General features: G+C 40.3%; 12 protein-coding genes. 1 reads left to right on the forward strand and 11 read right to left on the reverse strand.

Features of this window, described 5'->3' with window-relative positions; all coding sequences use genetic code 11:
- Positions 1–8 precede the first annotated feature (8 nt).
- The 4 genes from ACE1MS_RS19760 to ACE1MS_RS19775 form a co-directional block, all read right to left on the reverse strand.
- Complete coding sequence (locus tag ACE1MS_RS19760) at positions 9–698, reverse strand: heptaprenylglyceryl phosphate synthase (RefSeq protein WP_031416796.1); 690 nt, start codon at positions 696–698, stop codon at positions 9–11.
- 110 nt (positions 699–808) lie between these two features.
- Positions 809–1,129 carry a YerC/YecD family TrpR-related protein gene (locus ACE1MS_RS19765; protein WP_004225717.1) on the reverse strand — a complete coding sequence of 107 codons (321 nt, stop codon included), beginning with the start codon at positions 1,127–1,129 and terminating at the stop codon, positions 809–811.
- 15 nt (positions 1,130–1,144) lie between these two features.
- Positions 1,145–2,200 (reverse strand): DUF3048 domain-containing protein, encoded by a 1,056-nt coding sequence (locus ACE1MS_RS19770; RefSeq protein WP_447402578.1) that lies wholly within the window; start codon positions 2,198–2,200, stop codon positions 1,145–1,147.
- A gap of 58 nt (positions 2,201–2,258) precedes the next feature.
- Positions 2,259–3,980 (reverse strand): adenine deaminase C-terminal domain-containing protein, encoded by a 1,722-nt coding sequence (locus tag ACE1MS_RS19775; protein ID WP_197224130.1) that lies wholly within the window; start codon positions 3,978–3,980, stop codon positions 2,259–2,261.
- A 200-nt stretch (positions 3,981–4,180) separates the two neighbouring features.
- Between ACE1MS_RS19775 and ACE1MS_RS19780 the strand changes: the two genes are divergently transcribed.
- Positions 4,181–4,606, forward strand: coding sequence for a YgaP-like transmembrane domain (locus ACE1MS_RS19780; protein WP_031416795.1), 426 nt, complete (start codon positions 4,181–4,183; stop codon positions 4,604–4,606).
- A 113-nt stretch (positions 4,607–4,719) separates the two neighbouring features.
- Here the strand turns inward: ACE1MS_RS19780 and purD are convergent, their stop codons facing one another.
- The 7 genes from purD to purQ form a co-directional block, all read right to left on the reverse strand.
- Positions 4,720–5,979 carry a phosphoribosylamine--glycine ligase gene (purD, locus tag ACE1MS_RS19785; RefSeq protein ID WP_012292019.1) on the reverse strand — a complete coding sequence of 420 codons (1,260 nt, stop codon included), beginning with the start codon at positions 5,977–5,979 and terminating at the stop codon, positions 4,720–4,722.
- Positions 5,980–6,052: 73 nt separating this feature from the next.
- Positions 6,053–7,579, reverse strand: coding sequence for a bifunctional phosphoribosylaminoimidazolecarboxamide formyltransferase/IMP cyclohydrolase (purH, locus tag ACE1MS_RS19790; RefSeq protein WP_012292018.1), 1,527 nt, complete (start codon positions 7,577–7,579; stop codon positions 6,053–6,055).
- Positions 7,580–7,684: 105 nt separating this feature from the next.
- Entirely contained in the window at positions 7,685–8,254 is a 570-nt protein-coding gene (gene purN, locus ACE1MS_RS19795) for a phosphoribosylglycinamide formyltransferase (protein WP_012292017.1), read from the reverse strand.
- On the reverse strand, positions 8,254–9,309 hold the full coding sequence (gene purM / locus ACE1MS_RS19800) for a phosphoribosylformylglycinamidine cyclo-ligase (RefSeq protein ID WP_012292016.1): 1,056 nt from the start codon (positions 9,307–9,309) through the stop codon (positions 8,254–8,256). The genes purN and purM overlap by 1 nt, the downstream gene beginning before the upstream one ends.
- Before the next feature lie 93 nt (positions 9,310–9,402).
- A complete protein-coding gene (gene purF, locus ACE1MS_RS19805) occupies positions 9,403–10,827 on the reverse strand; it encodes an amidophosphoribosyltransferase (protein WP_031416793.1) in 1,425 nt (474 codons plus the stop codon).
- Positions 10,803–13,037: a phosphoribosylformylglycinamidine synthase subunit PurL gene (gene purL, locus ACE1MS_RS19810; protein ID WP_036165176.1), complete on the reverse strand. Its 2,235-nt coding sequence runs from the start codon at positions 13,035–13,037 to the stop codon at positions 10,803–10,805. Before purL ends, purF begins: the two co-directional genes overlap by 25 nt.
- A complete protein-coding gene (purQ, locus tag ACE1MS_RS19815) occupies positions 13,024–13,707 on the reverse strand; it encodes a phosphoribosylformylglycinamidine synthase subunit PurQ (RefSeq protein ID WP_012292013.1) in 684 nt (227 codons plus the stop codon). Before purQ ends, purL begins: the two co-directional genes overlap by 14 nt.
- Between the last annotated feature and the right edge of the window lie 2 nt (positions 13,708–13,709).

Here is a 13,709-nt window from a genome sequence, read left to right on the forward strand (position 1 = left end):
TTCTAAAATTATAACGTATTTTTAACAGCCTTAACAGTCGCAAGTGCAGCTTTTAAATCTTCATAAATAATATTTCCAACTACAACCGTGTCTGCATACTGTGCCATTTCCTCTGCCTGCTTGGCTGATGTAATGCCTCCACCATAAAAGAGCTTAGTGTGCTTCAATTCATTTTTCACAGCACTTACTACTTCTGGATTTCCGTAAATTCCACTGTACTCTAAATAAAACACCGGAAGTTTAAAGAAATTTTCTGCCATACGTGCATAGGCTACGATATCGTCTATCGATAAATCTGTTGTAGCACCTGTTACATGTGCCACTTTACAATCCGGATTTAAAATACAATAACCTTCTGCTACTAATTCATCCCACACCATAATATCTCCAAATTCTTTAATAGCTGCATGATGCAAATTTTTAATCCATTTTGGATCATCACTATTTAAGACCGTCGGAATAAAGTAATAGTCATAGCCTGGTGTAATCGCATCAATCGTTGAAATTTCCAAAGCTATCGGGACTTCGAACCGCCTAACACGAACAAGTAAATCTAATACCCCATCCAATGTCACATTGTCTGTGCCACCGACTAAAATAACGTCAGTTCCAGATTCACAAATTTTTTCTAAGTCTTCATCTGATATGTCCTTTGCAGGATCTAACTTGAACACATGTCTCCATTCTAAATAATCCATTTATTTTACCACCTATCGTTTTCTATCTATTCGTTTACAAGTATAGCTTATGATGGACCACAAAAAAATGAAAAAGACTGGGTAGAACATCTACCCAGTCTCTTTTTCAACTATTCTTTTGGTGCTTGAAATGGTTTCTCATCAGGATACAAACGACCTAGCATTTCATCATATGTATCGTTTCCATAATCGAAGCAACGTCGAACACGTGAAATCGTTGCTGTACTTGCACCTGTTTCCTTTTTAATGGATTCATAGGTTTTCTTTAAACGTAATAAATGTGCAACCTCAAAGCGTTGTGCCAACGATTGAATTTCACTAATCGTACATAAATCATCAAAAAACTTATAGCATTCTTCGATGTCTTTCAGCTCTAACACTGCTTTAAATAACTGATCTGTTTGATGCCCTCGAATTTTTTCGATTTGCATGCAATTTTCCTCCCTTTAAGGCTGCGTTTTCACCATTGCTTGTAACCCTGGTGAGGATGGTACAAAATGGACCCACGACTTTCCAGGTACTAGCTTTACAGGCTCCCCTGATTGCTCAACAGCCGTTGGTATTCCATTCACATTAGCCCATTTGACTTCCCTCAAATAGCCATTTTGAAATACGTACGCATTTCCACCAGAAGTTAAATCAATTGTTTGGCGACCAATATCATCGACTATTTGGTGATCCATTTCAAAAAATAGAACATTTGCCAATGATAATGCTTCGCCGGTTAACATATCTTTTGTGTCCACGCCAGCCGATTGTCGTTCATAATAATTACTTTGATGATCATACACATACGAATTGTGGAAATCTTCATTATTCCCGTAGTAAATATCAACTTGACTTGTTTCAATGCCTATTTTACCACGTTCATCGGGTTCATAAAAAGCCTGAAGTACTTTTTCACTGTAATTCATTGAAGTGCCTACCATTTCAGCACCTTTTCTGATCTTTTCCGATGTAATATATGAATTATGTGGTGCAACTCGTTCGCTTGAACGTTTAAAAAGTATACCATCATAAGCCATTCCATTGATATTGTCGACTACACGATTATCGAGCATTGTTTTTGCCTCTGGACTATAACCATGAGCTACATAAAAGGCATTGAATCCTTTTGCTATATCGATAAAATAAGAGCGTGCACTACGAACCGGCCCTATATTTTCAGGTAGCTCACTTTGATAAACTGCTAAAAAGCGAGTCACATTGCCTTCCGCAAGCATCTCATAAATGATATCCGCTGCAGCTAATCCTGATTGCGGACGTGCAGCTGGATGATTATTAATCGTCACGACAATAGGCCGTTGAGTAATTTCCTCTTGCACTGCCTCTCCTGTAAGTGGCGCAACAAATGCTGGTTTCTGTATTTGCTCCTCAACTACTTTTTCTTCCTGTGTTACCCTCTCATCATCTTCTTTAACCTTGGGTGTATCCTTTGAGCATCCTCCGATCACTAAAGCGCTAAATGCCATAGTCATCCATAATTTCTTCGTTTTGAACACAAGCATTACTCTCCTTTGAACATTTCCATATGAAAGTACCTGTTTACACTTTCATATATTAGCGCATAACAGCAGGCAATAATAACTTATTCTTCATTACATCGAAAATCCCTTTCGGTGTTATACGAATATAGGGTAAATGGGTGGACTGTAAAAATAATAGCGTGTAAATAGCATCTCCTAAATGATACCCACGCTCTGCTAAAGCTTGCTTTAAAGCCTTTTCTTTCTCTGCTAGTGTCAATACATCCCCATCATATAAAAGTCCACCAATTGATAATGGTATATCTGCTATGACTTCCCCTTTTTCTACAAGGACGATACCACCATTCATGGCCTTCATTTCTTCGAAGGCTTTGATCATATCTTCTTTATTTTTTCCGATTAATAAAATATCGCCTGTGTTTGAGTAGGACGATGCAAAGCCTTGAACACCTGTTGCAAACCCTTTAATCATTGTATTAACATGCCAGTGACCTTGCCTGTTTATTAGCATTAAATAGCACTCATCGTGATCCGCTAGTTGCCCTTCTCTAGTAATTAATGAATTATACGGTTTTGTAATGACATCATTAACAAGCTGAATTCCAAAAGGCATAGAAAACTGGAAATCTTGTGCGTCTAATGAAAAATCTAAATGAAATGCGGGGATAGCAGAATAATCAATGGCTGCCAGCCTATGCACACGATCTCCATTACGTTTTAGCCAAACGCCTTTTGATAGGACACTTTCAGGTACAGGATGATATTCATCTTGTAAAATATTAAGTGAGGCAAAGCGACCTGTCGCGATAAAACCATGTAAATTGGACATATTATAATAGCGCGCTACATTATACGAAGCCATTTGGTAGGCATCGATTGGAGAAACTCCTGCATCTAGGGCTGCTTGTATACACTTATCCATCACCCCATCCTCATGGAACGAAGGTGGTGAACCATCTGTTGTCATCATTAAATGATCAAAAATAGGAAGCTCTTTTTCTACGATTCCTTTTAATAGGTGCGGTAAATCTGGTCGAATAGAAGAATGACGTAATGTAACAGCATAACCTTGCATTATACGACGTTCCACTTCTTCCACCGTCATCGCCTCATGATCACCATCGGCACCAAGAAGTTTCATACGAGCTAAAGTTCTCTCAGAGGCTCCAGGAAAATGACCTTCGATTTTTTTACCTAGTCCCTTTGCCATTTGCATGCGATAAAGCATTTGATCGTCCCCATGTAATAGCTTAGGCCAGCCTGTCAACTCTCCCCCAAGCAAAACATCACTTCGCTCTAACCATTCTAATATAGACGTGTTAGAGAAAACTTCTTCCTCCTGCTCCAACTCAGTTTGCGAATCAAAGCGAGTCCACCAATAAAAAGAAAACGGCAACTTTTTTAAATGATCTAAAATTGAAAACGCTTTCTTATTTTCTAAATTTAAAACAAAACTTAAATTATCAGAAATAAAAGTTGTTGTCCCTAGCTGACCACAAAAATCTGCAAAGGATTGTGGGTGATAAAGCTGGAAAGGATGTACATGTGGCTCAATATAGCCTGGTACAACTGTTTTCCCTGTACAATCCACTACTTGTGTTCCTTCTATTAAAGGAGGCATCCTGTCACCAGCATAGACAATGCGGTCCCCTAAAATCCAAATGTTTCCTACAATCCACTGTTTCATCATACTATGCAAGTACCTTGCATTTTTTAGCACAATATCAGGCGCCTTTTTTCCATCAATTACAGCTAATTGCTGACGTATTTTTGTTATTTTCCATACTGGATCCATGCTATTCGCTCCTTCCTAAATTACGTAATTTTTCATTGTGTAAAATCAACCTTGAATCACATACTACTATTGCATAATCGCATACTTTCATAAAATTTATGCTTTATGCAATCATCTTGTTTCAATCGTAACACAGCACTTTCATAAAGCAAAGTGCACCTCGCTTAATTTTTTCCACAATGACTAAAGGAGGAAGTAATATGATGCAGCAAGCAAATTTAAGCGAAAAAAATGCATTTTGTCGTTTTGCCATGGGTACAAGTTTGACAGCATTCGGTATCGCTAAAGTTTCAAGAAATCCTAATTGTACAAAAGGTCGATTAATGATTGCATTAGGAGCCATGAAAATGGCAGAAGGAATCTTTAAATATTGCCCTGCCAAGGCTCTCATGAGCACCAATATGCAAAATGCCATGAACACCTCTATGCAAAGTATGTTCAGCGGGCAAAATTCTATGTCCTCTGAGCAAATCGATAAACTCATGAAGGATTTCTCTTCTGCAATAGCTGGCAATTCCTCAGGTTCACAAGCTACCGCTTCAACGCAATCTGATACCAGCACTTCAACTCAAAATTCCTCAACAAGGAGCAATTCGACATCGAATACTGCTCAAAACCCTTCTTAGTCAAAGGAGCCGTCCCAATCTAATTTGGAGACGGCTCTTACCTCTTACGTTTGAAACTTTAAGAGGTTTCAAAAGAGGATTAAAAATATTTTAAATTTTAGTAAAAATAATGATTATTTTTTGAACGTACGCCATCCAATATCTTTGCGGAAGAAAAAGTGATCCCATGTTTCTTTAGTCATGCCAGCATATACTTTTTCCTGTGCTTCCTGTAAAGTAGGCGCTTTAGCCCCAACTAACAGAACACGACCACCATTCCCAACAAATTGGCCATCTACTAATTTTGTACCTGCATGGAATACAGCATATGACTTGGATATCTCCGCTAAATTGGGTAATGTTTTACCTTTTTCAACATCTCCAGGATATCCTTCAGCTGCAATGACAACGCCCAGCATAGCATCTTCAGACCATTGCAAATCAAAGGGTTGCTCGTTCATTAATGCCACCATAAATGCACCAAAGTCAGAAGCCATTCGAGGTAAAACTACTTGTGTTTCTGGATCACCAAAGCGTGCATTAAACTCAATAACCTTAGGACCCTTCTTCGTTAAAATTAAGCCTGCATATAAAATACCTGTAAAGGAAGCGCCATCCGCCTCCATCCCTTTGACAGTTGGCTTAACAATCGTTTGGTAAGCGATATCTACAACTTCTTGTGAGATTTGTGGTACTGGTGAGTAAGCACCCATCCCACCTGTATTAGGTCCTCTATCACCGTCATAGGCACGTTTATGGTCCTGTGCAATCACCATGGGATATATTTGTCCTTTATGCACAAAGGACATAAAGGAGAACTCTTCCCCGTCTAAAAATTCTTCGATGACAACGCGAGAAGATGATTCACCAAAGCGTTGATTGCCAATCATATCTTGCACAGCTTCAATGGCTTCTTGCTCTGTCATCGCCACAACAACGCCCTTACCAGCTGCTAAACCATCCGCTTTAATAACAATGGGTGCGCCCTGTTCTTTAATATAGGCAATAGCTTGTTCTGCATCAGTAAATGTTTTATGGGCGGCTGTTGGTATATTGTATTTACTCATCACATCTTTTGCATACGACTTACTACTTTCTAATTGAGCAGCCATCTTTGTCGGACCAAAAATTTGTAATCCACGAGCTGTGAAGAAATCGACAATCCCTTCAGCAAGTGGTTGTTCTGGGCCGACAAATGTTAAAGTAATATCATTTTCCTTAGCAAATTGGGCAAGTCCTGCAAAATCCATTGTGTCAATACTAACTACTTCTACCTCGCCTCGCATCCCGTCATTTCCTGGTGCTACAAATACTTGGTTAACGGATGGAGAAATGTTAAATTGTCTAGCGATTGCATGCTCACGACCGCCACTTCCGATTACTAATACATTCATTTTAGAGAATCCTCCTCTTTGTGAGTAAGACCGAGATGAACCCACATCTCGGTCTGTTTTATGTCAATATTAATTAGTGTTTAAAATGGCGTACGCCTGTAAATATCATCGTAATACCATATTCATTTGCTTTATCGATTGAATCTTGATCTTTAATAGATCCACCTGGTTGAATAATAGCTGTAATACCTGCTGCCGCTGCAGCCTCAACAGTATCACTCATTGGGAAAAATGCATCTGATGCCAATGCAGCACCCTTTGCTTTTTCACCAGCCTGCTCAAAGGCAATTTTAGCAGCGCCAACGCGGTTCATTTGACCAGCGCCTACTCCAAGTGTCATTTGAGAATCCGTTACAACGATCGCGTTTGATTTAACATGCTTCACAACAGACCAACCCAGTTGCAATGCTTCCCATTCCTGTTTTGTTGGTTCACGATCTGTTACTACCTTTATATCTGCATTGGCAAAACCATAGCGATCTGGTTCCTGTACAAGCAGACCGCCCTCTACAGATACTACATTAAATTGATCTTGCTTAGCTTGCTCGAATGGAATTGTTAATAAGCGAATATTTTTCTTTTTCGTTAAAATATCGAGTGCCTCTTGTGAAAAAGCAGGAGCAATAATAATTTCTAGGAAAATATGGCTTAGCTTCTCAGCAGTTGCTGCATCCACTTCCATATTAAGAGCGATAATTCCACCAAAAATAGATGTTGGATCTGCCTCATACGCTTTATCAAATGCTTCCTCTAATGTGACGCCTGTTCCAACTCCACAAGGATTCATATGCTTTACAGCAACTGCAGCTGGCATTTCAAACTCTTTCACGATTTGCAAAGCTGCATTCCCATCTTGAATGTTGTTATAGGATAACTCTTTACCATGTAATTGTGTGGCATAAGCTAATGAGAAATCAGACCCTAGACGTTTTTGGTAAAATGCCGCTTTTTGGTGAGGATTTTCACCATAGCGTAAGTTCTGCTTTAATTCATACGTCATTGTTAGGCTCTCTGGGAACTCTTCTTCTGTCAAATAATTCGAGATATACGAATCATAGGCGGCTGTGTGACGGAAAACCTTTGCAGCCAATTTACGACGTGTCTCAATTGTTGTGGCACCACCAGCTTTTAGTTCCTCTAACACTGTTGCATAGTCATTGCTGTCTACGATGACTGTTACATATTGATGGTTTTTTGCAGCAGATCGTAACATTGTAGGACCACCGATATCTATGTTCTCAATCGCATCATCCCATGTTACATTAGGCTTTGAAATTGTTTCAACGAATGGATAAAGATTGACACAAACAATTTCTATTGGCTCAATTCCATGCTCATTCATTTGTGCCTGATGAGAGTCATCATCAAATTTCCCTAATAAACCACCGTGAATCATTGGATTTAAAGTTTTAACACGGCCATCTAAAATTTCAGGAAACTTCGTTACTTCATCTACTGCCGTTACAGCTACTGCATTGTCCTGTAGCATTTTTTTAGTACCGCCTGTTGATAAAATTTCATAACCTAATGCTACTAATTCCTTTGCAAATTCTAAAATACCATCTTTATTGGAAACACTGATTAATGCACGTTTTGTCACAACAATATCCTCCTAATTTTTATCGTGCTTGCACGAACTAACTTGCTGTCATAGATTTATAGAGTTAGGTGTTGAGTAAGGTTCTCGACCTAACTCCTCCTTCAGTTATTGTAATAATTGCTGTAAAGCCTTTGTATATAATAAATGCTCTTGCTTATGAATAGCAGCTTCTGTTGCCTCTCGATTTCCTTCAATGACAGATACAGCAGCCTGTGCGATAATTGGGCCAGTATCCATTCCTTCATCAACAAAATGTACCGTTACGCCCGTTATTTTCACCCCATGATTCAATGCTTGTCCGATAGCATCCTTCCCAGGAAAGGCTGGCAATAAGGAAGGATGAATATTAACAATTCGCTGCGGAAAGGCCGCCAATAATACATCACTGATTAAACGCATATATCCCGCAAGCACAATCCATTTCACATCGCACTCATGTAGTGCATCGACAATTACTTTCTCGTAAGCTGCTTTCGAGGCAAAATCTTTTGGGTTCAAGGCTAATACAGGAATCCCCAAGTGTTCAGCACGTGTCACTACATATGCACCAGGCTTATCTGTCACTACTAGCTCAATCTTTGCATGCAGTTCCTTTCGTTCAATAGCCTCTTGAATGGCTTGAAAATTACTACCGCTCCCTGATGCGAACACGGCAATTTTTGTTGGTGCAGTCATTACACTAAACTCCCATCATGTGTTCCATTAAACACTACTCCATTGCCTTTAATAACACGACCGATTGTATAAGCCTTTTCACCATTTGCTTCTACTGCTGCCATCACTTTATCGGCTTCTGCTGCTGGAGCAGCTATGACAAAACCTATCCCCATATTAAACACATTATATAAATCCTTATCTTCTAACTGACCTTTATCCTTTAGGAATTCAAAGATACGTAATACTGGCCATGAACCTAAGTCAATTTCTGTAGCTAATCCTTCAGGCATCATACGTGGTAAATTTTCATAGAAACCTCCACCAGTAACGTGGGCACAGCCGTGTACATCTGCTGCTTTTAAAGCCGCTAATACAGGCTTAGCATAAAGCTTTGTTGGCACTAATAGCGCCTCGCCGATTGGTCCTAAATCCTCATAATTTTCTACAATGGCATCCACCGCATATTGACGATCTGCAAAGACAATTTTACGCACTAAAGAATAACCGTTTGAATGCACACCACTTGAAGCAATACCAATAAGTACATCGCCCTCGACAATTCTTTCTCCTGTCACAATGGCAGACTTTTCACAAGCCCCCACTGCAAAGCCAGCTAAATCATATTCATCCTCTTCATATAGACCTGGCATTTCTGCTGTTTCGCCACCAATTAGAGCTGCACCTGATTGCACACAGCCATCCGCAACACCTTTAACAATTTGCTCAATTTTTGCAGGTTCTGCTTTTCCAAGTGCTACGTAATCTAAAAAGTATAGCGGCTCCGCTCCTTGTGCAACGATATCATTCACGCACATTGCTACACAATCCACACCAATTGTATCGTGCTTGTCTACCATAAAGGCTAGCTTTAGCTTTGTCCCAACACCATCAGTTCCTGAAATAAGAACAGGTTCTTTTAGATTTAGTTCTGACAAGTCAAACATACCACCAAAGCCACCAAACGTTCCCATGACACCTAGACGGTTTGTCCGTTCAACATGAGATTTCATTCGTTTTACAGCTTCATAGCCCGCTTCAATATTTACTCCTGCTTGTTCATATGCCTTTGACACGCAGAGTTCCTCCTTATCATCTAAATCGCCTACCAGTATCCTAGAATTCATTTTTCAACCTTCTAGTAGACACTAATTCACTGCGATGTTTTTTTAACGTAAAAGTTCTTTTTCATGTGGTAAGATGGTATCCGGGAAAATCTCTGTTGGATATTTACCTGTAAAGCATGCAAGGCATAGTCCACGGTTTTCATCTTCATATGGACGTGCAATGGTCTCAACCATACCTTCAACAGAAAGGAATGTCAGAGAATCTGCACCAATTACTTCACGAATTTCATCCACATTATGACTGGAAGCAATAAGTTCTTCATGTGTTGACGTATCGATGCCATAATAACAAGGGTTTGTCATAGGTGGTGACGAAATGACCACGTGAACCTCTGCTGCACCAGCGTCTTTTAACATTTTGACAATTCGACGTGAAGTTGTTCCACGTACAATAGAATCGTCTACCATCACTACGCGTTTACCTTTGACAACTTGAACAACTGGTGAAAGCTTCATTTTCACACCACGTTCTCGTAATTCCTGTGTCGGTTGAATAAAAGTACGCCCTACATAACGGTTTTTAATCAGACCAAGTTCATAAGGAATACCACTTTCTTCTGCAAAACCGATAGCAGCTGAAATACTAGAATCCGGTACCCCCGTTACAACATCAGCCTCAATATGCGCGCATTCACGAGCAAGCTGTTTCCCCATACGTTTACGTGCCATATGGACATTAATACCATCAATATCCGAATCAGGACGTGCTAGATACACATATTCCATCGCACACATAGAACGCTTTTCCATCTCAGCAAAGCGGTCTGACTTTACACCCTCATCGTTAATAATTAATAATTCACCTGGTTCTACAGAACGAACGAACTCCGCTCCTATTAAATCAAATGCACAAGTTTCAGAAGCTACTACCCAGCCTTCTCCTAGCTTACCAAGAGAGAGCGGGCGTAAACCATGTGGATCACGTGCAACAAGCATTTCATCCTTTGTCATAATTAAGCAAGAATACGCACCCTTTAATAAAGAAAGGGCATTTTTCACTTTAGCCCGAAATGGTGAATGCGAACTTTTCTTAATAAGATGCGCCAGCACTTCTGTATCAGAGCTAGAGTGGAAAATACTACCTTGTCGCTCTAAATACTGTTTAAGATGTGTCGCATTGACTAAGTTACCGTTATGGGCAATAGAAAGGCTACCAGTTGAGGAATGAAATAGTAATGGCTGTACATTTTCAATACCGCCACCACCAGCAGTTGTATAACGAACATGGGCAATGGCTGCTTTGCCGTTCACTGCCTTTAATTTATCTTCGTTGAAAACATCATTAACTAGTCCTTCGCCTTTTACCGCGCGAAGGTGCTGACCATCGGAAACGACGATACCTGCGCCTTCTTGACCACGGTGTTGAAGAGCATGAAGCCCGTAATAACTAAGGTGTGCTGGATTTGGGTTACCCCAAATACCAAACACCCCACATTCTTCATTTAAGCCTCTGAGTTCAGCAAGCATGGGATTGCTCCTTTCCAATTAGAACGGAATTCCTCCACTGTACCTTCTACAAGCACACCTTTGTCCCCGTTGATTTTAACAAGTGCATCGTTTGTTACGACGCCAATTTTATGAGCATCTTTGATGATTTCGACAAATGTAGCTGCATGTTCTTCTTTAACAGTAACAACAAATCGTGATTGACTTTCACTGAATAACGCAGTTGTAGCAGAACCTGTTAATGTAACCTCAACACCAAGACCATTTGCACTGAAAGTTTTTTCTGCAATAGCCACTGCAAGACCACCCTCAGCCACATCATGCGCAGACTGCACAATACCAGCTTTTATAGCCTTTAATAAAGCCTGCTGACGTGCTGCTTCTATCTCTAAATCGATAGCTGGTGCTTTCCCAGAAATAACGCCATTATTTAATAATTTTTGAAGCTCTGAACCACCGAACTCAGTCGTTGTTTCACCAATGACAAATACGATATCTCCTGCGCCCTTTACTTCCTGTGTTGTAACATGCGCTAAGTCTTCGATTAGACCTACCATACCAATTGTCGGTGTTGGATAAACGGCTTCACCAGAGCGCTCATTATAAAGCGATACGTTACCGCCAATTACTGGTGCATTCAATGCTGTACATGCAGCCGAAATACCATCAGCAGATTTTTCAATTTGCCAGAAGATTTCTGGCTTCTCTGGATTACCAAAATTTAAGCAGTCTGTAATTGCAAGTGGTGTACCACCAGTAGCAACAATATTACGAGCTGCTTCAGCCACTGCAATAGCGCCACCGACTTCTGGATCTAAATAAATATAGCGAGAGTTGCAGTCTGTTGTCATTGCTAAACCTTTATTTGTACCACGTACACGAATAACTGCAGCATCTGAACCTGGTTTAACAACAGTTGACGTACGAACCTGATAATCGTACTGATCGTAAACCCATTCTTTTGAAGCAATTGTCGGTGCTTTTAATAAAGCATTTAACGTTTCTTTATAATCTGTTACAACTGGCTCTGTATTTTCAATTGCTTGGAACTGAGCATAGTAAGCAGGTTCAGCAGATGGCTTATGGTAAACTGGAGCATCCTCGGCTAACGCATCCGCAGGTACTTCTGCCACTATTTGTCCATTGTGTAAAAGGCGAAGCATTTTATCATCTGTTACACGACCAATTGCTACCGCATCTAAATCATATTTATCAAAAATAGCCTTAATTTCATCCTCGCGACCCTTTTTCACGACTAGCAGCATACGCTCTTGAGATTCAGATAGCATCATTTCGTATGCTGTCATACCTGTCTCACGTTGAGGTACTAAATCTAAATTCATTTCTACACCAGAGCCAGCTTTTGAAGCCATTTCTGCTGAAGAAGAAGTAAGACCAGCTGCGCCCATATCTTGAATACCAACTAGAGCATCCGATTTCACAACTTCTAAACAGGCTTCAAGTAAAAGCTTCTCCATGAATGGGTCCCCTACTTGTACCGCTGGACGTTGATTTTCTGATTCCTCCGTTAATTCTTCAGAAGCAAATGTCGCACCATGAATTCCATCTCGCCCTGTTTTCGCACCCACGTACATCACTGTATTTCCAACACCTGCTGCAATACCTCGTTGAATATCTTTATGATCAATTAAGCCTACACACATCGCATTAACAAGTGGATTGCCTTCATAGCAAGGATCGAATTGAATCTCGCCACCTACTGTAGGAATACCGATACAGTTACCATATCCAGCGATTCCAGCTACGACTTCTTCAAATAGATATTTACCGCGCGCTGATTTTAATTCACCAAAGCGTAATGAGTTCAGCATTGCGATAGGACGTGCCCCCATAGAGAAAACATCACGTATAATACCGCCAACACCAGTTGCAGCCCCTTGGTATGGCTCAATTGCAGATGGATGGTTATGAGATTCCATTTTAAACACTACGGCTTGTTCGTCACCGATATCAACAATACCTGCACCTTCCCCAGGTCCTTGTAAAACTTGTGGCCCCTTTGTAGGGAATTTACGTAATACCGGTTTTGAATTTTTGTATGAGCAGTGTTCAGACCACATTACTGAGAAAAGACCTGTCTCTGTCCAATTAGGTAGGCGTTCTAAAATACCTTCTACCAATGCAAATTCTTCGTCTGACATCCCCATTCCAGCGTATAGCTTTTCATCTTTAATTTGCTGTGCTGTTGGCTCAAACTTAGTTGTTGACATGATTTTCCCTCCACTGCTTCACAATTGATTTAAATACTGCTAAACCGTCTGCGCCACCCACCAGTGCATCAACAGCTCGTTCTGGGTGGGGCATCATCCCTAATACATTGCCGCGCTCGTTTATAATCCCTGCGATATCTTCCAAAGAACCGTTTGGATTGTCACCTGAGTATGTGAATACGATTTGATTATTATCTTTTAATGATTGTAATGTCTCCTCATCACAGTAGTAATTCCCTTCACCATGTGCGATTGGGATATGAATAATTTGACCTTGCTCGTATTGGTTTGTGAATAATGTATTGTTGTTCTCCACTTTTAGCTGCACTGTACGGCACATAAATTTCAAGTTTGTATTGCGTAATAAAGCACCTGGCAATAATCCCGCCTCTGTTAGGATTTGGAATCCATTACATACACCTAGTACAGGCTTACCTGCGTCTGCTACTTTCTTAACTTCTGCCATAATGTTAGATTGATTAGCCATTGCACCACAACGAAGATAATCTCCATATGAAAATCCTCCAGGTACTAATACACCATCAAAGCCACTTAGATCTGTTGCTGTATGCCATACATATTCTACTTCTTCACCTAGCTCGTCTTTAATCGCATGATACATATCGATATCACAGTTTGACCCAGGGAATACGAGTACTGCGAATTTCATGA

Source organism: Lysinibacillus sp. fkY74-1, from assembly GCF_053165895.1.